The organism is Streptomyces sp. NBC_01520 (assembly GCF_045040375.1).
GTDB lineage: Bacteria > Actinomycetota > Actinomycetes > Streptomycetales > Streptomycetaceae > Streptomyces.
The window spans coordinates 172,603-193,650 of the sequence record NZ_CP109404.1; the positions used below are offsets into that span (position 1 = coordinate 172,603).

Below are 21,048 nucleotides of genomic sequence, written 5' to 3' on the forward strand. Positions count from 1 at the left end.
CTTGAACCAGTGGGAGCGCTCCCAGCATGGGGACGAGGAAAATCGGAGTCAAGAGACTTGAAGAGTCGAATTATTTCGATAGCAAGAGATGAGAACAGGTGTGTTGACCGACACCACTTGACGCTCTAACGTCAAGCCTCACCAGTGGGAGCGGTTCCACCAGTCGACGTGCCGTAGGGGGCACGCCCGGTCTGTCAGGAGTCGCTCATGCGACATCTCTGCACTTATCGCACCTGCTCAGACTGCTCCTCGGAGCAGTGCTCACCACGGCCGGCCTCGCCGCCGCCCCCGTGGTGCCGGCCTCCGGATCCGCCCCCGTGTGCACGGTGGAGCAACAGCACCGCGCATCAGTGGGACCGCGGCTTCCAGAGGTCCGTCACGCTCGCCGGCCCGGGTTCCGCTACCGGTGGCCGGAGCCTCGGATCCGATCTGCCCGGGGAACGGACGGTGGCTCAGGGCCGAAACGCCCTGCGGTCGCTGCCGGGCAGGGTCGTGTCCGCGGCGGGCGAAGGCTGGAACGGGACGCCCGCGAACGGTGCGGACGTCTTTGCCGGCCTCCTGACGTACGGAGCTGGTGCGTGCTCGCGTGCGGGCTCCCCATCCGGTGCGTTCACGCTCAACGGCACGCTCTGCAAAGCGGATCCGGGAGCCGGATCCGACCGGCCCCACTGATCGCAAGCCGCACGACCCGGCGGGCCGTCCCGCCGGAGCACGGCACCTCCATCACACCGATGTCTGTGCGAACGAGGACCGCTGGACCTCCACGTTCGCTCCGGTCGTCGCCGAAGTCCCCCTCGCCACAGGCGAGTTCGGCGAGAACACCTGCGCCCACGGCTTCGCCGACGGGTCACGCGGAGGTTCGGCGACCTCGGACCTACTGCCCAGGACGGGCCTGGAACACCTGGGACTGCTCCACAGGCCCGTCCATGACCAGCGACTACGACGGTATCCCCACCCGTACGGAATCGGGCCGCGCCCTCCGCGCGCCCTCGACAGCTGAGGAAACGGAATTCGTATGAGCCGCACGAGCCGCACCACCCTGCGCCGATCCCGAACGGCGCTCATCGCGGCGGGAGCACTCGTCGCCGCAGCCGCGGGCTCCGCCGCCGCGGCGGCACCGTTCGGAGCCTCCGCCGCCGCAGCGGCCGGTTGCACCGTCGATTACAAGATCCAGGACCAGTGGAACGGCGGTCTCACGGCCGCGGTGAGCGTCACCAACACGGGTGACGCGATATCGAGCTGGCAGCTGGAGTGGTCCTTCGGCGGAACCGAGCAGGTCAGCCAGGGCTGGAACGCCACTGTTACCCAGAGCGGCAAGGCCGTCACCGCGAAGAACGTCGCGTACAACGGCTCTCTCGCCTCGGGGGCCTCCGCCTCCTTCGGCTTCAATGCGACGGGCAACGGCCAGAGCGCCGTTCCCGCGACCTTCAAGCTGAACGGCGTCACCTGCAACGGTGACACGACGGGACCGACCGATCCGCCGGACCCGACGGACCCGCCCGCCGGCAACCGTGTCAACAACCCGTACGAGGGTGCCAACGTCTATGTGAACCCGGAGTGGCAGGCGAAGGCCGCCGCGGAGCCGGGCGGCAGCCGTATCGCCGAACAGCCGACGGGTGTCTGGCTGGACCGCATCGCCGCGATCGAGGGCGCCAACGGCGGCATGGGACTGCGCGACCACCTGGACGAGGCCCTGACCCAGAAGGGCTCCGGCGAGCTCGTCGTACAGCTCGTCATCTACAACCTGCCGGGACGTGACTGTGCGGCTCTCGCCTCCAACGGAGAGCTCGGCCCCACGGAGATCGGCCGCTACAAGACGGAGTACATCGACCCGATCGCGGCGATACTCGCCGACGCGAAGTACGCGGGGCTGCGCATCGTCACCACGGTCGAGATCGACTCGCTGCCGAACCTCGTCACCAACACCGGCAGCCGTCCCACCGCCACCCCGGCCTGTGACGTGATGAAGGCCAACGGCAACTACGTCAAGGGCGTCGGCTACGCGCTCAACAAGCTCGGTGACGCGCCCAACGTCTACAACTACATCGACGCGGGGCACCACGGCTGGATCGGCTGGGACGACAACTTCGGCTCGTCGGCGGACACCTTCCACGAGGCCGCGACCGCCGAGGGCGCGACCGTCAACGACGTGCACGGCTTCATCACCAACACGGCCAACTACGGCGCGCTGACGGAGGACCACTTCTCCATCAACGACTCCGTCAACGGGACGTCCGTCCGCCAGTCCAAGTGGGTCGACTGGAACCGCTACACGGACGAGCAGTCGTTCGCCCAGGCATTCCGCAACGAGCTCGTCTCGGTCGGCTTCAACTCCGACATCGGCATGCTGATCGACACCTCGCGCAACGGCTGGGGCGGCACGCAGCGGCCGACGGGACCGGGTGCGACCACCAGCGTCGACACCTATGTGGACGGCGGCCGCTACGACCGCCGCATCCACCTGGGCAACTGGTGCAACCAGTCCGGAGCCGGCCTGGGCGAACGGCCGCAGGCCGCCCCCGCCGCCGGGATCGACGCGTACGTCTGGATGAAGCCGCCGGGCGAGTCCGACGGTTCCAGCAAGGCGATCCCGAACGACGAGGGCAAGGGATTCGACCAGATGTGCGACCCCACGTACACGGGTAACGTGCGGAACGGCAACAACCTCTCCGGAGCTCTGCCCGACGCTCCGGTCTCGGGCCACTGGTTCTCCGCCCAGTTCCAGGAGCTTATGAAGAACGCCAACCCGGCGCTCTAGTTTCCCCGTCGGCCGGTTCCGGGCGCTCCCCCGCCCGGGCCCGGCCGGCGACTGCGCCACCGGTCGAACAGAGCGCGTCCGCGAGCTATCGGCGCGGACGTGCTGCGGCGCGTCGCGGCCCCGGACTTGCTGGACGTGCGTCCCGATGCGGACTTGGCGGCCGAGGCCGACTTGCCGCCTGATCCGGCTTTGCCGCCTGATCCCGCCTTGGTGCCTGATCCCGCCTTTCTTCCCGCCCTGGGCTTGCTCCCCGTCCCAGGCTTTCCCGCCCGTACGGCCTTCGTGCCGGCCCGCGCCTTTCGCGCGACCTCGGTCCTGCTGGTGGCCCGCGTCGCCCCCGGCTTCGCCGCGGGTGGGGTCTTCGCCGGCTCCGCCGCGGGCGGCTCGTCCGAGAGGGTGTGGTAGCGGTGGCTGATCCGTCGGCCGAGCAGCGCGTACCCCAGCAGCGCACCGCTCGTATTGAGGATCACGTCGTCGATGTCGAAGGCCCGTCCCGCGACGAGCGCCCCCTGCGCGAGCTCGACGACCGACATGACGAGCACGGTCAGCAGGACCATCCGGATCATCCGCAGCCTGCGCGGCACCATGATCGGCAGCAGTACGCCGAACGGGGCACCGAGCAGCAGATTCCCGCCCGCCTGTTTGCACGCGGCCAGGAAGGTGTAGTCCTCCGCGTACTGCCGCAAGGACCGTCCCGGCTGCAGATTGGAGGTCACGAGGTCCTCCGACGCCGGTGACGGCGTCAGCGTGATCTTGGCCAAGACGACCGAGAACGCCACAAGCCCCAGGAGTGCGGCAGCCAATGCCGCCGCGCGGAGCAGAAGACGGCCCAGTCTTCTGCGTCGTGCACTACGGTCCGCCTCTGCAGTCATGGCGGAACGGATGCCCCCAACCCCGGCGGCCACACCCCGAGTCGAATGCGACGATGTGCGCATGAGCGCACAGAGCAAGGACGAACTGCTGGCCGAGGCCGTACGGCTGCGCGAGGGGGGCCATCCCGAACAGGCCCGGGAACACCTGCTCGCCCTCACCGCCACGTTCCCCGACGCGGTGGACGTGGCCTACCAGACGGCGTGGGTCCATGATGTCCTCGGCCTGGAAGCCGAGGCGGTCCCGTACTACGAGCGCTGCCTGCAGGGTGACGGCCTCCGCGAGGAGGACCGCCGGGGGGCGTTGCTCGGACTCGGCAGCACCTACCGGGTATTGGGCAGGTTCGGGCAGGCGGTCGAGACGCTGCGCCTCGGGGTGGCGGAGTTCCCCGACGACGGCGCACTGCGGACGTTCCTCTCGATGGCGCTGTTCAACACCGGCGAGCACCACGAGGCCATGCAGATTCTGCTGAACCTGGTCGCAGAGACGAGCGGCAGCCCGCACGTACAGCGGTACCGGCCCGCCATCGAGTACTACGCCGCGGATCTGACCCGGATCATGTGAGTGGTGCCGTCGACGGTGTCCGGCGCTGCGAAAGATTCAGGCCACGGCGGTAGGCGCGGGCAGAAGGAAGCCCCGGCCGGATCGGGGGAATCCAGCCGGGGCGGCTTGTGTGCGAGGTGAAAGGGCGGTCACCGCCGCCCGCTCACTCCGACGTATAGATGAACGATAAACCACCCCTGTCCGTTCCCGGGAACCGGCCCCCCGGGATGTGACTCACACCACGACGACCAGGGGTGATACGGGGCTCACCCGCCCCGGCCGAGGGGTACCTCCGATCCACGGGATCCGGCACGCACCTGCCACCGGCCCCGCTCAGCGCACCTCGCGGAACAGTACGTGACCACCCGACGCCGGGTCGTACTTCCGCAGCTCCAGTCGGTCGGGGTCGTTACGGCGGTTCTTGCGCGTGACGTAGGTATGGCCGGTTCCGGCGGTCGACCGGAGCAGGACGACGGGCCTGGTCTCACTGCGTGCCACGGGGGCCTCCAGACAGTTGTTCCGACCCCACCACCCTAAATGGCAATGGGTGTCGTTTTCGCTCTGCCGATGACAACGCGGGGGTGCGCGGCCATTCCCGACCCTGATGACAGGATCCCCATGCCCCGCACCGCCACCGATGCGGCGGGGCTCGCACCCGACGCCCGGATCCAACACTTCGAACTGGCGACTGACGCACATCGCTCCTGATGCCGAACATCGAAGCGGTCGGGAGTTCCGGCGCCGGGCGTACCCCGCCGATCCACCGGGCGCCGCTCGGCGCACATGCCCTGACCCCGGTACGGGTGCGCCGCCCAGGCGCCGCACGCGCGGGCGCACAACGGGCCCTTCGCGCCGGATGACTTGCGTCAACTCCCCCGAAGCATCAAGGGTGTTCGGCGGACCCCCGCTCCACGCGGCCGACGGCATATGCCGGAAGCAACAACGTATCGAGTGTTGCCGAATCCCTTACGGGCTCCCGCGGCCTGTGCAACAGTCGTGTTCGGTCCACCCCCACGAACCGACCGTGCCGCGCCTGTATCGGAGTACGAGATGCCGTCCCATCAGTTTGCGGACCGCCCCGCCCCACAGCCGCCCGAGCGAGATGCCGTCGACGCGTTGATCAACCGGACCCGGCGACTGCGTGGAGACGTGGACGCCGTGCGGCGTGACACCACGGTCATCGACGAGGACGACCCCCAGCGGCGATGGCAGCGAGCGCTCTGCGAGCTGGCCGTCCATCAGCTCGACGACCTCGGTGAGCATCTCGGACAGCTCCGGGACGGCATTCCCGCCCAGCCGGCCGCCGAGGCCGCGCCGGAGGCCACCCGGAAGTCGTCGGCCGGTCCGCCCGCCTCGGGCTCCCTCCTCAGCAGGGTGGGCACGGCCGAGTGGAATCTGCTCACCGACGAGGTCACCTGGTCCGACGAGCTGTACCAGATCTTCGGCCGGTCGCGGGAGGCGGGCGGCCTGTCGCTGGACGATCTGCCGTCCGTACTCCTCGGTGAGGACCAGCCCCTGCTTACCTCGATGGTGACGGACTGTCTGGTGGACGGTCGGCCGATAGACGGGGAGTTCCGCATCCTGCTGCCCGACGGCACCATGCGGACGCTGCACATGATGGGCGAGCCCGTACTCGACGCGGACGGCTGCACCGCCTCCATGTGGGCGGTCCTGCGCGACGTCAGCAGACTCCGGCGCAGCCAGCACATCGTGGGCAGGACCCGGGACTCGCTGCGGCACCGGGAACGCATGGCGCAGGCCGAGCACCGGGTGGCGGTGGAGCTGCAGAAGGCGGTTCTGCCGGCATGGTGCGGCTCGCTGCCCTTACCCGGCCGAGGGGCGGGCGGACTGGATGTCGCCGCCCACTACCTGCCGTCCGGATCCAGCGACCTGATCGGCGGCGACTGGTACGACGCGCTGCGGCTGCCGGACGGCCGGACGATGCTCACCGTCGGAGACCTGACCGGCCACGGGATCCCGGCCACCTCGGCCATGGCGATGCTGCTCGGGGCACTCCGGGGTATGGCCGTGGCCGGCATCGAGCCGGGTGCCGTGATGGGCCATCTGAACCAGCTGATCGAATGTTCGGCGCAACCCGCCCTGGGCAGCGCGGTGTGCTGCCGCTTCGATCCGGCGACCGGGACGCTCGCGTGGGCACAGGCGGGACACCCCGCGCCGCTGCTGTTCCGCAACGGGTCGGGGCGCCCTCTTCCCGCGCCGGACGGGGTGCTGCTGGGTGCGGCGTCCGGGGTCACCTACGAGCAGGACCAGGTAGCCCTGCTGCCCGGTGATGTGCTGATGCTGCACACGGACGGGCTGACACGGCGGAGCGACCGGGGTGCCGGACCCGAAGGACCGGAGGCACTCCTGGGACTGGCACCGCGATTCGCACAGGCCCGCACGGCGCAGGACTGTGTCCGCACGGTCGTCGAGGAGTTCGGTGCGAACGAACGGCTGGACGACGCATGTGTGCTGGTGGCTCGGGTCGGGGCATGAAGGGTCGCCGGACCACGTTGTCCGGCATCCCGACGAGCGGGAACAGTACGGAATGCGCCCCTGTGACAGGGCTCGGCCTCAGATCTGGGAGCCTCGGGGCTTCTTGCCGAACGTGCCCTGAGGCAGGGCGAGTTCGATCTCCTGGCGCAGGTCCTCGATCCTTGTGTATCCCGCGAACTGGCCGGTGAGCCGGTACATCTCGCGCAGCCTGTCCCAGGTGCGGTGCGACGAGGTCTCCCCCATCGACACCAGGGCGAGACGTGCGTAGCGGTCCGCCTGCTCAGGATCGTCGGCGATGAAGCATGCCGAGGCCAGCGAGATGTAGTCGAAGATCTTGGAGCGCTGGCGGCCGTTTATCCGCAGGTCGAGGGCCTGCTTCGCATGGCGCTGGGCGATGATCGCGGCCGACTGATCGTGCTCGGCCAGCGTGCGGAAGGCCAGCGCCTGCATGCCGTGCATGTCCGCCTCGTCGAACATCTGCATCCAGCTCGGAGGTGGCACGTCGCCCTTGTCCGAGACGAACAGGTCCTCGGCCTCGCCGAGGGTGCGCCGCATGGCCTGCCCCCGGCCCATCGACGCCTGTGCCCAGGCCTCGATGGTGTGGAGCATCGCGCGCGTACGCGGCAGGGTCTCCTCACCGGAACCGGACTTGGCGAGCTTCATCAGGTCCAGCGCGTCGTCCGGCCGGCCCAGGTGGATCATCTGGCGCGCCGCACGGGAGAGTGCCTCACCGGCGCGCGGACGGTCGCCGCCTTCGCGCGCCGCGTGCGCAGCGATGACGAAGTACTTCTGGGCGGTGGGTTCGAGGCCGACGTCGTGGGACATCCAGCCCGCGAGGACCGCGAGATTGGCCGCGACGCCCCAGAGGCGGCGCTGCAGGTGGTCGGGGTGCCGGTAGGCGAGCATGCCTCCCACCTCGTTGAGCTGGCCCACGACGGCCTTGCGCTGGAGTCCGCCGCCCCGGGAGGCGTCCCAGGCCCGGAACACCTCGACCGAGCGCTCCAGGGCCTCGATCTCCTCGGATCCGATGGGCGCGGCCTCGTACCGGTCGAAGCCGGCGTTGTCGGCGTACAGGGGGTCGTTGAGGGTTGCGGTCCGGGCCGCCGGAGCGGGTTCGGAGTGCAGCCAGTCGTGCATGGCGCCGGTGAGTGCTGAGCCAGCGGCGAGCGCGGCGCCCGCGCCCACCAAGCCGCGTCGGTTGAGCATGAGGTCCATTCCCGTGAATTCGGTGAGGACCGCTGCCGTCCGTTCGGGCGCCCACGGCAATCCGTCGGGATTCTTCTCCGTCCCGGCTTCTCGCCGATTCCCCACACGCCCGCGCCGGCCGAACCCGAGGTCCTCGATGGTCACGACACGGCCGAGCCGCTCGGTGAACAGAGCTGCCAGCACTTCGGGCACGGGATCGCGGGGGGACTCCCCCATGTCGATCCAGCGCCGGACCCGCGAGGTGTCGGTGGCGAGTTGGAGGTGGCCCATGGCCGCCGCCTGCCTGTTCACCATTCTCGCGAGTTCGCCCTTGGACCAGCCGGCCAGGCCGAACAGGTCGGAAAGACGGGTGTTGGGTTCTCCGGTCACTTCAAGCCCCCAGGTTCTCGGCTGACTTGACACTAACCCCCTGTCAGATGCCGAGCGACTATTCGCCAGGGTTCGCCAGGGTCCGCCAGATGGTCTGCCACCCGCGGGCCGGTGTCAGGTAGGAAAGCGCCACCCCGCCCGGCAGCCCTCGGTACTCCCCAGGGTGCCGAACGGCCGCCGGCCGGGGCGGCGCACGCAACTTGTCGGCGCACGAAGGGATCTGTACCGCCCATGTACACAGCATCGTCCTCCGTGTCCGCCCCGCCCCGGCCGCTCCGTCCCATGGGGGCGGGCGGCGGGCCGTATCTCGACCCCCGCGCCGCTCCGCCGGTGTCAGGCACGGGTCGGACCCGGCGGGCGGCGGGGCCGGGCACCCAACCGCTCAGCGGCAGACTCGACCTGTCCGGCCCCCAGGGCGCGCAGCTGAGGATGGCAATCGCCTCGGTGCACCGCATCTGTCCCGAGTTCAACCCGGTACAGGTGCTGCGTCGCAGCGGGCGTTCCGTCCTCATCGCCGGCATGACCGGCCGCGCCACCGCGGTGGCCAAGTGTTTACTGGACCACTCCCCCGCGTGGACGGAGCGGTTCCGGCACGAAATAGCTGCATACCGCGCCTTCGTCAGGCACCGCCCGCCGGTTCGGGTCCCGCGGCTCATCGCCGCGGACCCGGAGAACTGCACACTGGTGATCGAGCGGATGCCCGGCAGGGTGGCGGCACTGACGAGGCATCCGGCGGAGGCGCCACCGCGTGCGGACATCCGGGCGGCCCTCGGTGCGGTCAGCCGGATCAACGCCTGGCGCCCCCCGGCAGGTCTGTTCGACGCGCCGCTGGACTACGCCTCGCGGATCGCCCGCTACCACGAGTTGGGGCTGTTCACCGACCGCGATCTGGGTGACCTGCAGAAGCTGCTGCACGGTCTGGCCCATGCGGGCGGCCGGCAGGGCATGGGCCAGTTCTGTCACGGCGACGCCCTGCTCTCCAACATCCTGCTGCCGCCGACCGGCCCCGTGCTGGTCGACTGGGAGCACGCGGGCTGGTACCTCCCGGGCTACGACCTGGCCACGATGTGGACGGTGCTCGGTGACGCACCGACGGCGCGGCGCCAGATCAGCCAACTGGCACAGTCCAAGGGCGCGGCCTCGCGCGACGCGTTCCTGGTCAATCTGATGCTCGTCCTGACCCGGGAGATCCGTACGTACGAGACGGCTGTGCAGCGGGCGATGCGCGAAGGCGCGCCCTCCGGGAGCGGCCAGGCCCGGCAGGGCGCGCTCTCCTCCAGCGAGGAGCAGCGGCTGCTGCTGCGCAGGCTGCACGACGACTGCGCGATGGCCCGGCGGGCCGTGCGCGCCGCCGTGGGCACGCGCTGACCGCGGCGGGCCGATGACCTGACCGACGGGGATGCGCGCCGCGGGACCGGTGCCGACACACGGGTCCCGCGGCGCGCCGTAAAAAGTCACGTCGGGCCCGGGTTCGTTCAGGAACCGGCGTGCACCACGTCCACGTCGGACGTCTTCACGAAGGCGATCCGGTGTCCGATCTGGACCGTCACATACTTCTCGGTGCCCCGGAAATACGTGTGATCGTACGGCTTCGACGCGTCGATCGTCGGTGCGTAGTAGTACCCGGTGGGCGCCTCGCCGCCGCCGGGGAAGGCCTGCCCTGCCTTGATGGTGTACACCAGCGGGCTGCCCGCGGTGGGCTTCACGAAGTCCGTGGGGTACTCCTGCTTGCCGGGGTACGCCACTCCGTACACCGGCACCTCGTCCTTGCCCGCCTTCGGCCGTACGACGTAGCCGGACGTGGGGACGGTGACGCGGGTCCGGGCCGGGGTGCGGAACCACGCCTTCTGCCCGTACCACCAGATCGCCGTCCAGCCCGGCGCCCGGTCCGCGACGACGGCCTGCTGGGTGGCGCTGATCTTGCTGCCCCAGTCGGCGGCGCAGTTGGTGCCGGGTGAACCGTCCGGGTGGAGCCCGGGGTCGGAGAAGAGGGGTGCGTCGGCGGACGGCCCGGTGTGCAGGGGGACCGCGCTGCTTCCCTGGAGCGGCAGGTCGACGCCCTTCTCGCAGTCGCGGAAGGCCTGTTCGTTCGTCGCGAAGTCTGGGCCGACCGTGACGAGTTCGCTGCTCCGTGGGGCGCTGGGTGCGGTGGGCCTGCCGAGCAGGGCCATGAAGCGGTTCCAGTCCCAGTAGGGTCCCGGGTCCCAGTGCATGTTCTTCGTCCCGGCGGCGCTGGTCGGCGGGACGCCGTCGTGTCCGAGGATGTGCTGCCGGTCGAGCGGGATGTCGTACTTCGCCGCCAGGTGGCGTACGAGCCTGGCTGTGGACCGGTACATCTCGGGGGTGTACCACTTGGCGCCCTCGGCGGCGACGCCCTCCTGTTCGATGCCGATGGAGTGCGTGTTGAGGTACCAGTTGCCCGCCTGCCAGGCGACGTCCTTGTTCTTCACCATCTGAGTGACGTGGCCGTCGGAGGAACGCACCACGTAGTGGGCGGAGCTCTGGTTGAGCGGGTTCTGGAAGATCTTCAGGGTGGTGTCGTAGTCGACCTCGGTGTCGTGCAGGACGATGAATCTGATCGCGTTGGTGTCCGGCCGGTCGGCAGTGTCGTAGTTGCCGTACGTCTCCTTGTCGGCCGGGTCCCCGGTCTGCCGGTAAGCAGCGGGGACCCAGTCGCAGTCCAGGTTCCGGGGGCATTCCGGGCGTACGGTGCCGGCGTCGGCGTGCGCGGCGGGGGTGAGCAGCGCGAGGCTCAGCGCCCCTGCGGTGGTCAGTGCGAGCGCGATCCTGGTCCTCTGCTTGGACGTCATGACAACCCTTCCTGGGCCGGGCGTACCGGGGCCGTGCCTGAGGTGATCTCAGCGTTCGTCGTCGGCGGACACTCTGTGACGCGAGTTGAGGGTGAGTCAAGAGTGCAGTGTCACGCCGGACCTGAGCTTGTGTGACTATTTCGCGCGGTGCGTGCCCCGGATGGCCGAAGGGTAGTGCTGGCCCGGACAGGAAAGGTTCGCGCGGACCGCGCGGAGTTCTCGGAAAGGCCGGACGTACTCATGGCACAGCCCTTCTCACTGCCGGATTTCTATGTGCCGTATCCGGCACGCCTGAACCCTCATCTGGAGGTGGCCCGCAGCCATACCCGGGAGTGGGCCCGCGGGATGGGGATGCTGGAGGGATCCGGCATCTGGGAGGAGAAGGACCTCGAGGCCCACGACTACGCGCTGTTGTGCGCGTACACCCATCCCGACTGCTCGGCCGAGGTCCTCTCCTTGGTGACCGACTGGTACGTGTGGGTCTTCTTCTTCGACGACCACTTTCTGGAGCTGTTCAAACGCACCCCGGACCGTGAGGGTGGGAAGCGGTATCTGGACCGGCTGCCCGCCTTCATGCCGATGGAGCGGGGTGCGGCGACACCGGAGCCCACGAATCCCGTGGAGGCGGGTCTGGCCGATCTCTGGGCGCGGACCGTGCCGGGCATGTCCGATGCCTGGCGGGCGAGGTTCGCGGAGTCCACGGAGAATCTGCTCAACGAGTCCCTGTGGGAGCTCTCGAACATCAACGAAGGCCGGATCGCCAACCCCGTCGAGTACATCGAGATGCGGCGCAAGGTGGGCGGTGCGCCGTGGTCGGCTGGGCTGGTGGAGTTCGCGGCGGACGCGGAGGTGCCCGCGTCGCTGGCCGACGCGCGAGCGCTGCGGGTGCTGCGGGACGCGTTCTCCGACGGGGTGCACCTGCGCAACGACCTGTTCTCGTACCAGCGGGAGGTCGAGGACGAGGGCGAGAACAGCAACGGGGTGCTCGTCCTGGAGACGTTCCTGCGCTGTTCCACCCAGGAGGCGGCCGAGGCGGTCAACGATCTGCTGACCTCGCGCCTCCAGCAGTTCGAGAACACCGCTCTGACGGAGCTCGGGCCGCTCTGCGCGGAGAAGGAACTCACGCCCGACGAGACGCTGTCCGTCCTCGCGTACGTCAAGGGGCTTCAGGACTGGCAGTCGGGCGGCCACGAGTGGCACATGCGCTCCAGCCGCTACATGAACGGCGGCGGCGCGGGTGAGAGCGTGCCCGGTTTCGGCATGGCCGCCGCCTCGCTCCGCTTCACGCCGCGTGCGGAGTCGGCCCGGCTGCGCAGCCACACGCATGTGCCCTACCGGCACGTCGGCCCGTCCCTGCTGCCCGACTTCGACATGCCGTTCACCACGACGCTGAGCCCGCATCTGGACGGGGCCCGGGTGCGGATCGTGGACTGGTCGCGCCGGATGGGGCTGCTGGAGGCGCAGCCGGGTGTGCCGGGTTCGCACATCTGGGACGAGGAGCGGCTCGTCGCGACGGATCTGCCGCTCTGCGCGGCGGGGTTGCAACCCGATGCCACACCGGACGAGCTGGACCTGTCCTCGGGGTGGCTGACCTGGGGGACGTACGGCGACGACTGGTTCCCGGTGGTGCACGGCCGGACGCGTGACCTGGCCGGGGCGCGGCTGGCCAACGAGCGGCTGTCGCTGTTCATGCCGCTGGACGGCGCACCCGTGCCGGATCCGGTCAACGCGCTGGAGCGGGGTCTGGCCGACCTCTGGGAGCGGACCGCCGGCCCGATGGACGGGAGTGCGCGGCGTGCCTTCCGTGAGGCGGTGGAGTCGATGACCGCGAGCTGGCTCTGGGAGCTGGCGAACCAGGCGCAGAACCGGATCCCGGATCCGGTGGACTACATGGAGATGCGCCGGGCGACGTTCGGTTCGGATCTGACGATGAGCCTGTGCCGGCTGGGTCACGGCAGGAAGGTGCCGGACGCGGTCTACCGCAGCGGTCCGCTGCGGTCCCTGGAGAACGCGGCGGCGGACTACGCCTGTCTGCTCAACGACCTCTTCTCGTACCAGAAGGAGATCGAGTACGAGGGCGAGGTGCACAACGGCGTCCTGGTCGTGCAGAACTTCTTCGGGGTGGACTATCCGACGGGCGTGTCGATCGTGGACGATCTGATGAACTCACGGATGCGCCAGTTCCAGCACGTCGCCGAACAGGAACTCCCGGTGATGTACGACGACTTCGACCTGGACGCGGAGGCACGGGAGATCCTGGCGGGCTATGTCGTGGAGCTCCAGCACTGGATGGCGGGCATCCTGATCTGGCACCGGGACTGCCGGCGTTACCGCGAGGAGGATCTGCGGCGGGGCACGGGAACCCCGTGGCACCTCAGCGGTCCCACGGGGTTCGGTACGTCGGCGGCGAGGGTGACCCAGCTGCTGACCGCGCAGGGACGTTTCAGCCCTGCTGGAACAGCTCGGCCGGAAGTGGCTTCAGCAGTGCGTACAGATCGTCGGTGATCGGGCGGTCCCAGCTGGCGATGGTGACGAGCACACCGTCGCTCCTGTCGAACTGAACGCAGGAGATACGGCTCTCGGAGAGCTTGACGCGGCGCACGATCAGCAGGCTGTCACCCTGCATGACGGGCATGTCCTCGGTGCCGGTCACCTCGACCGGTTCGTCGTTCTCGAGCGCGAGGAGAAGCTGGGCGACCTCGAAGGGAACCTGGCCCTCCTCGGTCTCGCGGGCCGGTGAGCCCTCCGGCAGATTGCCGATGATCATCGCGGGGCCGCGGCCGCCGAAAAGGTCGTACCGCAGGAAGACGCCCTGGCAGCTTCCGTCGGGAGCGGGGAGGAGACCGGCGCCGAGGTTGCCGGGCCAGTCCCCCGGGTCCATGGCCAGGACGTCGAAGTCCGGGCCCGCGGGTGTGGCAGCGCTACGGCGGCGGAGGAAGGACATGGGGCCATGTTACGTGTCCCGGCTCACGTTGCGGAGCCGGGCGCCCCCTCGGACCTCCCGCGCGGATCACGCCGGGCGCGTGGGCGCTGGAGGCTGGTCGCACTCCGCGGCCAGCGCTTCCAGCACCTCGACCGCCTCGGCCGCCCGCGCGTACGGAACGAACAGGTGGTCGTGGTGGTATCCGGCGACCATGTTGCAGCTCACCCCCGCGTCGGTGAGGGCCAGGGAGATGGCGGCCGTCAGCCCGACGGCGTCCAGAGCGGAGTGCACGCGCAGCGTGATCCAGCCGGCCACGAAGTCGTACGCCAGGCCGGCCGCCACCGCGTCCGCCTCGGGGAGTACGAGCGTCAGCCCCTCGTGCTCGGCAACGGTGGCCACGGGGGTGACCCCTGTGGGCATCCCACCGTCCGGCACGGTCGTGAAGACGTAGCGGCCGGGGTTCACCTCCGGTCGCATGCTCCGCAGCAGTGTTCGAAGATCGCGCTCGCCCGTCATGGACGCCACGCTACGGCTGTCGCGCCCTCGACGTCGGATGAGACTGCCCGCGCCCCGCGCCGGTCGCCCTGATGCGGGGCACGGAGGGGCGAGTAAGCCATTCAGGCACGCCATGTATCCATACGCTCACCTTGCGTGGCATTGGGGGTTGATCGCCCATAGCTTCGGCTCATGAGAAGAAAACACATCAAATGCCTGGTGGGTGTCACCGTCACCGCGGCCACAGCTCTGGGTTCGGCCACCGTGCCCACCGCCGCCGCCGGGCACGCCGACCACGTGGTGCGTCCGGGTGCTTCCATCCAGAGCGCCGTGAACGCCGCGAGTCCCGGCGACACGATCGTCGTCCTTCCCGGCACCTACCGCGAGAGCGTCCTGATCAAGACGCCGGGCCTGACCCTGCGGGGCATCGGGGACCGGACGGTGATCAGGCCGGCCGCGACCGCCACCAAGGCCGCCAATGCCTGCGCCACGGAGGGCAACGGCGTCTGTGTCGTCGGCACCAAGGGCCACACCGTCGACGACGTCAGCATCCACTCGCTGACCGTCTCCGGATTCAAGAAGAGCGGCGTCTGGGCCTCCTGGACCGACGGACTCACGGTCCGCCGGGTGACCGCCACGAAGAACGGCACCTGGGGCATCGCCCAGGAGCGGTCGACCCGTGCCGCCTTCCTGCGCAACACCGCCACCGGCAACGGCGACGCGGGCGTCTTCGTCGCAAACTCGGTCAGCGAGGAGGGCGGGGCCACCGACACCCGGGGGACGGAGATCCGGGAGAACACCCTGAGCGGGAACCGCATCGGCGTCACCGCCCGGCGGGTCAGGAACCTCGTGATCGACAGCAACCGCATCACCGCCAACTGCAGCGGTGTCTTCGTCGTGGGCGACGAGTCCAAGCCGGCGGCCGGGGCCATGACGATCAGCGGCAACCGGATCGTGAAGAACAACAAGTTCTGCGCGGCGACGCCGCGGCTGTCGGCCATCCAGGGCTCGGGCATCGTCCTGACGGGCAGCGAGCGCACGGTCGTACGTTCCAACGTCGTCCGGGACAACGTGGGGGCCACCCCGCTCTCCGGCGGAATCCTGCTGTTCAAGAGCTTCGTGGGTGCCCTCAACACCGACAACAGCGTCACGCGGAACCTCGTGCAGGGCAACAAGCCGGCCGACCTGGCCAACCGTGACACCACCGGCAAGGGCAACACCTTCGACAGCAACACGTGCGGGACATCTGTACCGGCCGGGATGTGTGCCGAGTAACGGCGGCACCACCGCACCAGGAGAAACGAGACGGTATGACCACTGTCAGTCCCACCCCCGAAACCACGCCCGTCGACTCCCCCCTCACCGCCCCCTCGGCGCCCGCCGCCTCCGCCGCCCAGGCCCCGCCACCGGCCATGCGGCTGCGGGAGCTCGCGTTCGGGGCGGCCTGCGCCGCCGCCGTCCGTGCGGCGGCCAGGCTGGGCGTCGCCGACGCGCTCGGCACGACACCCGCCACGGCGGCCGAGCTCGCCCTGGTCGTGAACACCGAGCCCGTACCGCTGCGGCGCCTGCTGCGGGCACTGAGCTGCTACGGGATCTTCAGCGAGACCGAGGACGGGAAGTTCGTCCACACGGAGATGTCCCGGCTGCTGCGCGAGGACGACCCGAACAGCCTTCGGTACATCTCCCTGTGGTGCACGGAGCCCTGGACCTGGGAGGTCTGGCCGCGCCTCGACGACGCGGTGCGCTCCGGTACGAGCGTCTTCCCGGAGACCTTCGGCAAGGGCTTCTTCGACTACCTCCACCAGGACGCGGGCGAGTCCGCCCAGATCTTCAACCGGGCCATGACGACGTCCAGTGTGCAGTCCGCGCGGGACGTGGCCGAACTCCTCGACCTGACCGGGGTTTCCTCGGTCGCCGACATCGGCGGCGGCCAGGGACACGTGCTCGCGAGTCTGCTGGAGAAGCACCCCTCGGTCCACGGCACACTCCTGGACCTGCCGGGTGTCGTGGCACGCGCGGACGCCAGGCTGCGGGACGGCGGTGAACTGGCCGGCCGTGTACGGATCGTGCCCGGGGACTGCCGTGAGGACATCCCGGTCGACGTGGATCTCTACATCATCAAGAACATCCTCGAGTGGGACGACGAGAGCACCCGCAGGACGCTGCGCAACGTCGTCGCCGCGGCCCGCCCGGGCGCTCGTGTCGTGATCATCGAGAACCTCGTCGACGACACCCCGTCGATGCGGTTCACCACCGCCATGGACCTGCTGCTCCTCCTCAACGTGGGCGGCGCCAAGCACACCAGGGAGAGCCTGGTCGGCCGGCTGTCCGAGGCCGGCCTGCGGATCGGCAAGGTCCACCCGGTCAACGCGTATCTGCACGCGTTCGAGTGCGTCGTACCGGACTGACGTCCCGGGCGCACGACGCGATCGCCCCGGGTCCGGCACGCAGGTGCCGGACCCGGGGCGATCGTCCGTGTGTCAGGCGCCGTCGCGCTGCCACCGGTAGAACTGCTGGGCCATCGCGTCCTTCGGACCGCGCCAGGTCTGCGGGTCGTAGGGGCTCACGAAGGCGGTGAGCCGTTCGCTGACGGCCTTGAACTCCGGGTGTTCCGTCACCTTGGCGATCTCCGGGCCCGGGGGACGGTCGGACTCGATCAGGTGCAGGTACACGTCTCCGAACTGGAACAGGGTGCGCCTGTTGACCCCCACGAGGTGGGGAAGCTCGGTGTTGTCGGAGGCCGCGAAGAGCTCGGCGATGTCCGGGGCGGACTCGGGTGCCATCCGGGCGACGATCAGTGCGTGGTGCATCTGGCTGCCTTTCGGGGCATCAGTTGGCCGGGACCGAGGCGGAGCGGCGCTCGCGGTCGCGCTGCTCGATCTTGTCGCGGATGAGTTCCAGCTGGACGCGGGAGTTGCGGTTGATGTTGTCGGTCATCCATGCGTCGTCGACCGGCGCGTCGGGCCGCATCGCGAAGTCCTGGCGCCAGTGCATCTTCGTGCCGCCGGGGACTTCGGTGTACTCCCACCGGATGTCCATGTGCTGGAACGGTCCGGGCTCGACGCGGCGGGCGCGTACGGTGCGCGCCGGGCGGTCGGTGGTGCGCTCCGAGACCCAGCTCCAGACCTTGCCGTTGTCGTCCGGGTGCATGGTGAGCCGGAAGGTCGTCTTCTGGCCCTCCCGCTTGATCACCTCGACGGACGCGTACTCGCTGAACAGCTGCGGCCAGTGCTCCAGGTCGTTCGTCATGTCCCAGACGAGGTCGAGCGGGGCAGCGATGGTGATCTCGTTCTCCGTGTGTCCGGACACGTCAGGCTCCTGTCACGAGGGTGTTGTTGACGAGGTCGAGGAACTCGCCGGGGGTCTTGCAGCGGTCGGCGTCGGCCGGCAGCGGGCGGCCGAACCGGTTCTCGAGCACGGCCACGATGCCGAGCAGGCCGAGCGAGTCGAGGCCGTACTCGTCGAAGGCCGAGCCGGGGCGGCTCTCCATCGCCAGCGGATCGACCGTGAGGCCCGCACCGTTCTTCATCAGCGCGGCCAGTTCTTCGTAGGTCAGTTGAGCGGTCATGAGGGACTACTCCTTCTCACAGAGGGGTGTCGGTGGGGCGCCGCAGGACCAGGGCCGCGTTCGAACCCATGAGGCCCCGGCTGAGCACGAGCGCCGTCCGCAGTTCCGCGGGGCGCGCGCGGCCGGTGACCACGTCGAGGTCGTGGCACACCTCGAAGACGTTGGGCGTCGGCGGGATCAGGCCGTGTTCCATCGCGAGTACCGCGGCGGACGTGTCCAGCACGGGGGCCCCGCAGTAGGCGCGGCCGATGCCGGTCTTGGGCGCCGTGACCGGTACGCGCCGCCCGTGTGCGCCCAGGGCGTCGGCGATGGCCAGCGCCTCGGCCCGGTCGGCGGCGGGAACGCCGAGCGCGTCCGCGAAGACCACGTCGATCTCCTCCGGCGCACAGCCGGCCTCCGCCAGCGCTCCCTCGATGGCGTGGGCCAGTCCTTCGCGGGACTGCTCCCACCGGGACGCGCCGGTGAAGGTGGCGCAGTGGCCGGCCAGTTCGGCACGGACCCGTGCCCCGCGCCCGCGGGCCGCCGTCTCCTCCTCGACCACGAGCATCGCGCCGCCCTCGGCGGGCACGAATCCGCAGGCGTCGGAGGTGAACGGACGGTAGGCGCGGGTGGGTTCATCGCAGACGCTGAGGTCCTCGTAGCCGAGCTGGCATACGACCGAGTACGGCGCCAGGGGCGCCTCCGCGGCGCCGACGACCACGGCGTCCGTGCCGCGCCGGATGGATCGCGCGGCGTGCATGAGCGCGTCCAGGCCGCCGGCTTCGTCGCTGGCCACGACGGCACAGGGTCCCTTGAAGCCGCCGCGGATCGAGATCTGGCCGGTGCTGGCCGCGTAGAACCAGGCGATGGACTGGTACGGGCCGACGTAGCGGGAGCCTTGCCCCCACAGCCGTTGCAGTTCGCGCTGTCCGAATTCGCCGCCGCCCGAACCCGCGGCGGTGACCACTCCGACGCTGAACGGGGCGTCCTCGTAGTCGGCGCGGCCGAGCCGTGCGTCGTCGAGCGCGAGGTCTGCGGCGGCCATCGCGTAGTGCGTGAAGCGGTCGGTCTGGACGAGGTAGCGCTCCTCGACGAACTCGACCGGGTCGAAGTCCCTGACCTCGCCCGCAACTCGCAGCGGAAGGTTCTCGCAGCCTTCGCGGGAGACCAGGTCGAGGACGCTGACGCCTTCCTGCGTCTGCTTCCAGAAGGTGCCGGCGCCGGTCCCGTTGGGGGCGACGACACCGATCCCCGTGATGACGGATCGCCGGTGTGTCCGGGTGTTCATGGGGTCCTCCCGCCTGGTCGGGTCAGGGCGACGGCCGACTGGAATCCGCCGAACCCACTGCCCACCGAAAGCACGCTGCGCAGTTTCAGGGGCCGTGCGGTGCGCGGCACGTAGTCGAGGTCGCACTCGGGGTCCGCGGTCTCGTAGTTGGCCGTCGGCGGCACCGTCTGGTGCCGGAGGGCCAGGACGCACGCGGCGATCTCGATCGCCCCGATGGCGCCGAGCGAGTGGCCGACCATGGACTTGATGGAGCTCATCGGCACCTTGTACGCGTGTGCGCCCAGGGCCCGTTTCACCGCCGCCGTCTCGTGCCGGTCGTTCTGCTTGGTGCCCGAGCCGTGCGCGTTGACGTAGTCGACCTGCGAGCCGTCGATCCGGGCGTGTGCGAGTGCCGTGTTGATGGCCTCGGCCATCTCCAGCCCTTCGCAGGTCAGCCCTGTCATGTGGTAGGCGTTGCCGAAGGTGGCGTAGCCCGATATCTCGCAGTAGACGGTGGCGCCGCGGGCGCGGGCGTGTTCGAGCTCCTCGAGTACGAGGACGGCTCCGCCCTCCCCCATGACGAACCCGTCCCGGTGGGCGTCGAACGGCCGGGAGGCGTGCTCCGGGTCGTCGTTGTTCGCCGAGGTCGCCTTGATCGCGTCGAAGCACGCCACCGTGATGGGGGTGATCGGCGTGTCGGACGCGCCGGCGATGCAGACGTCGACCCTGCCGTCCTCGATGGAGTGGAAGGCGTATCCGATCGCGTCGAGGCCGGAGGTGCAGCCGGTGGACACGGTCTGTACGGGCCCGTGGGCGCCGACCTCCTCGGCGACGGCCGAGGCAAGGGTGCTGGGCGAGAAGGCCCGCTCCAGATGGGCACCCGCGGGCCGGTGGTCGACATCCCAGCGCGCACCGCCGCCGCTGACGGCGACGTAGTCCTTCTCCAGGCGGGTGGTGCCTCCGACCGCGGTGCCGAGGGACACCCCGATGCGCCAGGGGTCCTCCTTCTCGAGGTCGAGCCCGGCGTCGCCGAGTGCCTCCCTGGCAGCCACCAGGGCGAACTGGACGTACCGGTCCGAGCGTGCGATCAGGTCGTCGTCGAGGCCGTGGGCCACGGGATCGAAGTCGCACTCGGCGGCGATGCGCGAGCGGAACGCCGCCGGGTCGAAGAGGGTGATGCCGCGTGTCGCGGTGCGGCCGTTGGAGAGCAGGTCCCAGAACGCCGGGGCTCCGATCCCGCCGGGCGCGACGACACCGACTCCGGTGACCGCCACACGTCGTGTCATGACGCGGCCCCCGTTCGTTCTGGCGGGGCGTAGCCGTCACTGGGGTCCGCGGCTTCCGTGACCTCGGTGTCGACGTGGCCGAGCTCGGGGCGAGGGGCGAGCGGGCCGAGGTGGAAGACCATGCGCGCCTCCACGTCACCCACGTTGCGGAAGCGGTGGCGGACGTGCGGGGGAATCAGCAGGCCCTGGTCGGGCCGCATCGGGTGCGGTTCACCGTCGAGGTCCACCTCGAGGAGTCCGTCCACGACGTACACGAATTCCTCCGAGTACGGGTGGTAGTGCTCGCCGATGCGCTCTCCGGGACGGACGATGGCGAGCCCCATGAAACCGCTGGTGGCACCCACTGCCGCCGGTGTGAGCATGGCGCGCAGGTCGCCTCCGCGCCTGCGGTTGGGCTGTGTTTCGCTGAGGTCCACGATGCGGGGCCGGTGCGTGGTCATGACTGCTCTCCTCCAGGCGCGTGGTGCGGTGTGACGGC

Annotated in this window: 20 protein-coding genes; 8 read left to right on the top strand and 12 right to left on the bottom strand. The window is 69.8% G+C overall.

What is annotated here, in order from left to right; translation table 11 throughout:
* Positions 1–207 precede the first annotated feature (207 nt).
* Together OG524_RS00800 and OG524_RS00805 are read left to right on the top strand one after the other, a co-directional pair.
* On the top strand, positions 208–672 hold the full coding sequence (locus OG524_RS00800) for a cellulose binding domain-containing protein (protein WP_405392934.1): 465 nt from the start codon (positions 208–210) through the stop codon (positions 670–672).
* A 343-nt stretch (positions 673–1,015) separates the two neighbouring features.
* Positions 1,016–2,758, top strand: coding sequence for a glycoside hydrolase family 6 protein (locus tag OG524_RS00805; protein ID WP_405808543.1), 1,743 nt, complete (start codon positions 1,016–1,018; stop codon positions 2,756–2,758).
* Here the strand turns inward: OG524_RS00805 and OG524_RS00810 are convergent.
* The gene (locus OG524_RS00810; RefSeq protein ID WP_405392932.1) at positions 2,755–3,630 is read right to left on the bottom strand and encodes a VanZ family protein; all 876 of its coding nucleotides are present in this window, start codon (positions 3,628–3,630) and stop codon (positions 2,755–2,757) included. The genes OG524_RS00805 and OG524_RS00810 overlap by 4 nt on opposite strands.
* 61 nt (positions 3,631–3,691) lie before the next feature.
* On the opposite strand from OG524_RS00810, the gene OG524_RS00815 reads away from it, so the two are divergent.
* Positions 3,692–4,192: a tetratricopeptide repeat protein gene (locus tag OG524_RS00815; RefSeq protein ID WP_405392931.1), complete on the top strand. Its 501-nt coding sequence runs from the start codon at positions 3,692–3,694 to the stop codon at positions 4,190–4,192.
* Positions 4,193–4,504: 312 nt separating this feature from the next.
* Here OG524_RS00815 and rpmG read toward each other — a convergent pair whose 3' ends face one another.
* Entirely contained in the window at positions 4,505–4,669 is a 165-nt protein-coding gene (gene rpmG / locus OG524_RS00820; protein ID WP_405392930.1) for a 50S ribosomal protein L33, read from the bottom strand.
* 552 nt (positions 4,670–5,221) lie between these two features.
* On the opposite strand from rpmG, the gene OG524_RS00825 reads away from it, so the two are divergent.
* Positions 5,222–6,667: a PP2C family protein-serine/threonine phosphatase gene (locus tag OG524_RS00825; protein ID WP_405392929.1), complete on the top strand. Its 1,446-nt coding sequence runs from the start codon at positions 5,222–5,224 to the stop codon at positions 6,665–6,667.
* A 78-nt stretch (positions 6,668–6,745) separates the two neighbouring features.
* Here OG524_RS00825 and OG524_RS00830 read toward each other — a convergent pair whose 3' ends face one another.
* The gene (locus tag OG524_RS00830; protein WP_405392928.1) at positions 6,746–8,242 is read right to left on the bottom strand and encodes a hypothetical protein; all 1,497 of its coding nucleotides are present in this window, start codon (positions 8,240–8,242) and stop codon (positions 6,746–6,748) included.
* Between the two features lie 231 nt (positions 8,243–8,473).
* On the opposite strand from OG524_RS00830, the gene OG524_RS00835 reads away from it, so the two are divergent.
* Entirely contained in the window at positions 8,474–9,610 is a 1,137-nt protein-coding gene (locus OG524_RS00835) for an aminoglycoside phosphotransferase family protein (protein ID WP_405808547.1), read from the top strand.
* A gap of 107 nt (positions 9,611–9,717) precedes the next feature.
* Here the strand turns inward: OG524_RS00835 and OG524_RS00840 are convergent, their stop codons facing one another.
* Positions 9,718–11,052 carry an N-acetylmuramoyl-L-alanine amidase gene (locus OG524_RS00840; RefSeq protein WP_405808549.1) on the bottom strand — a complete coding sequence of 445 codons (1,335 nt, stop codon included), beginning with the start codon at positions 11,050–11,052 and terminating at the stop codon, positions 9,718–9,720.
* A 240-nt stretch (positions 11,053–11,292) separates the two neighbouring features.
* On the opposite strand from OG524_RS00840, the gene OG524_RS00845 reads away from it, so the two are divergent.
* Positions 11,293–13,557, top strand: coding sequence for a germacradienol/geosmin synthase (locus OG524_RS00845; protein WP_405808551.1), 2,265 nt, complete (start codon positions 11,293–11,295; stop codon positions 13,555–13,557).
* On the opposite strand, the gene OG524_RS00850 is transcribed toward OG524_RS00845, so the two are convergent.
* Complete coding sequence (locus OG524_RS00850; RefSeq protein WP_307123115.1) at positions 13,496–13,996, bottom strand: hypothetical protein; 501 nt, start codon at positions 13,994–13,996, stop codon at positions 13,496–13,498. The two genes, OG524_RS00845 and OG524_RS00850, sit on opposite strands and share 62 nt — an antisense overlap.
* A 66-nt stretch (positions 13,997–14,062) precedes the next feature.
* Positions 14,063–14,491 carry an ACT domain-containing protein gene (locus OG524_RS00855; RefSeq protein WP_405808553.1) on the bottom strand — a complete coding sequence of 143 codons (429 nt, stop codon included), beginning with the start codon at positions 14,489–14,491 and terminating at the stop codon, positions 14,063–14,065.
* A gap of 171 nt (positions 14,492–14,662) precedes the next feature.
* On the opposite strand from OG524_RS00855, the gene OG524_RS00860 reads away from it, so the two are divergent.
* Together OG524_RS00860 and OG524_RS00865 are read left to right on the top strand one after the other, a co-directional pair.
* Complete coding sequence (locus OG524_RS00860) at positions 14,663–15,745, top strand: nitrous oxide reductase family maturation protein NosD (RefSeq protein ID WP_405808554.1); 1,083 nt, start codon at positions 14,663–14,665, stop codon at positions 15,743–15,745.
* Between the two features lie 35 nt (positions 15,746–15,780).
* Positions 15,781–16,878, top strand: coding sequence for a methyltransferase (locus tag OG524_RS00865; protein WP_405392922.1), 1,098 nt, complete (start codon positions 15,781–15,783; stop codon positions 16,876–16,878).
* A gap of 72 nt (positions 16,879–16,950) precedes the next feature.
* Here the strand turns inward: OG524_RS00865 and OG524_RS00870 are convergent, their stop codons facing one another.
* Genes OG524_RS00870 through OG524_RS00895 form a run of 6 tightly spaced genes read right to left on the bottom strand, consistent with a single transcriptional unit; the run spans position 16,951 to position 21,010 of the window.
* Complete coding sequence (locus tag OG524_RS00870) at positions 16,951–17,280, bottom strand: TcmI family type II polyketide cyclase (protein ID WP_405392921.1); 330 nt, start codon at positions 17,278–17,280, stop codon at positions 16,951–16,953.
* 19 nt (positions 17,281–17,299) lie between these two features.
* A complete protein-coding gene (locus OG524_RS00875) occupies positions 17,300–17,779 on the bottom strand; it encodes an SRPBCC family protein (RefSeq protein ID WP_405392920.1) in 480 nt (159 codons plus the stop codon).
* Between the two features lies 1 nt (position 17,780).
* Positions 17,781–18,038: an acyl carrier protein gene (locus OG524_RS00880; RefSeq protein WP_405392919.1), complete on the bottom strand. Its 258-nt coding sequence runs from the start codon at positions 18,036–18,038 to the stop codon at positions 17,781–17,783.
* 16 nt (positions 18,039–18,054) lie between these two features.
* A complete protein-coding gene (locus OG524_RS00885) occupies positions 18,055–19,305 on the bottom strand; it encodes a ketosynthase chain-length factor (protein ID WP_405392918.1) in 1,251 nt (416 codons plus the stop codon).
* Entirely contained in the window at positions 19,302–20,570 is a 1,269-nt protein-coding gene (locus OG524_RS00890; protein ID WP_405392917.1) for a beta-ketoacyl-[acyl-carrier-protein] synthase family protein, read from the bottom strand. The genes OG524_RS00885 and OG524_RS00890 overlap by 4 nt, the downstream gene beginning before the upstream one ends.
* On the bottom strand, positions 20,567–21,010 hold the full coding sequence (locus OG524_RS00895; RefSeq protein WP_405392916.1) for a cupin domain-containing protein: 444 nt from the start codon (positions 21,008–21,010) through the stop codon (positions 20,567–20,569). Before OG524_RS00895 ends, OG524_RS00890 begins: the two co-directional genes overlap by 4 nt.
* Positions 21,011–21,048: the final 38 nt, after the last annotated feature.

Bases quoted from the DNA above. Each gene is read 5' to 3' on its own strand.
- OG524_RS00800 (WP_405392934.1), top strand. From the start codon at position 208: ATGCGACATCTCTGCACTTATCGCACCTGCTCAGACTGCTCCTCGGAG.
- OG524_RS00805 (WP_405808543.1), top strand. From the start codon at position 1,016: ATGAGCCGCACGAGCCGCACCACCCTGCGCCGATCCCGAACGGCGCTC.
- OG524_RS00810 (WP_405392932.1), bottom strand. From the start codon at position 3,630: ATGACTGCAGAGGCGGACCGTAGTGCACGACGCAGAAGACTGGGCCGT.
- OG524_RS00815 (WP_405392931.1), top strand. From the start codon at position 3,692: ATGAGCGCACAGAGCAAGGACGAACTGCTGGCCGAGGCCGTACGGCTG.
- OG524_RS00825 (WP_405392929.1), top strand. From the start codon at position 5,222: ATGCCGTCCCATCAGTTTGCGGACCGCCCCGCCCCACAGCCGCCCGAG.
- OG524_RS00835 (WP_405808547.1), top strand. From the start codon at position 8,474: ATGTACACAGCATCGTCCTCCGTGTCCGCCCCGCCCCGGCCGCTCCGT.
- OG524_RS00840 (WP_405808549.1), bottom strand. From the start codon at position 11,052: ATGACGTCCAAGCAGAGGACCAGGATCGCGCTCGCACTGACCACCGCA.
- OG524_RS00845 (WP_405808551.1), top strand. From the start codon at position 11,293: ATGGCACAGCCCTTCTCACTGCCGGATTTCTATGTGCCGTATCCGGCA.
- OG524_RS00850 (WP_307123115.1), bottom strand. From the start codon at position 13,996: ATGTCCTTCCTCCGCCGCCGTAGCGCTGCCACACCCGCGGGCCCGGAC.
- OG524_RS00855 (WP_405808553.1), bottom strand. From the start codon at position 14,491: ATGACGGGCGAGCGCGATCTTCGAACACTGCTGCGGAGCATGCGACCG.
- OG524_RS00860 (WP_405808554.1), top strand. From the start codon at position 14,663: ATGAGAAGAAAACACATCAAATGCCTGGTGGGTGTCACCGTCACCGCG.
- OG524_RS00865 (WP_405392922.1), top strand. From the start codon at position 15,781: ATGACCACTGTCAGTCCCACCCCCGAAACCACGCCCGTCGACTCCCCC.
- OG524_RS00870 (WP_405392921.1), bottom strand. From the start codon at position 17,280: ATGCACCACGCACTGATCGTCGCCCGGATGGCACCCGAGTCCGCCCCG.
- OG524_RS00880 (WP_405392919.1), bottom strand. From the start codon at position 18,038: ATGACCGCTCAACTGACCTACGAAGAACTGGCCGCGCTGATGAAGAAC.
- OG524_RS00885 (WP_405392918.1), bottom strand. From the start codon at position 19,305: ATGAACACCCGGACACACCGGCGATCCGTCATCACGGGGATCGGTGTC.
- OG524_RS00890 (WP_405392917.1), bottom strand. From the start codon at position 20,570: ATGACACGACGTGTGGCGGTCACCGGAGTCGGTGTCGTCGCGCCCGGC.
- OG524_RS00895 (WP_405392916.1), bottom strand. From the start codon at position 21,010: ATGACCACGCACCGGCCCCGCATCGTGGACCTCAGCGAAACACAGCCC.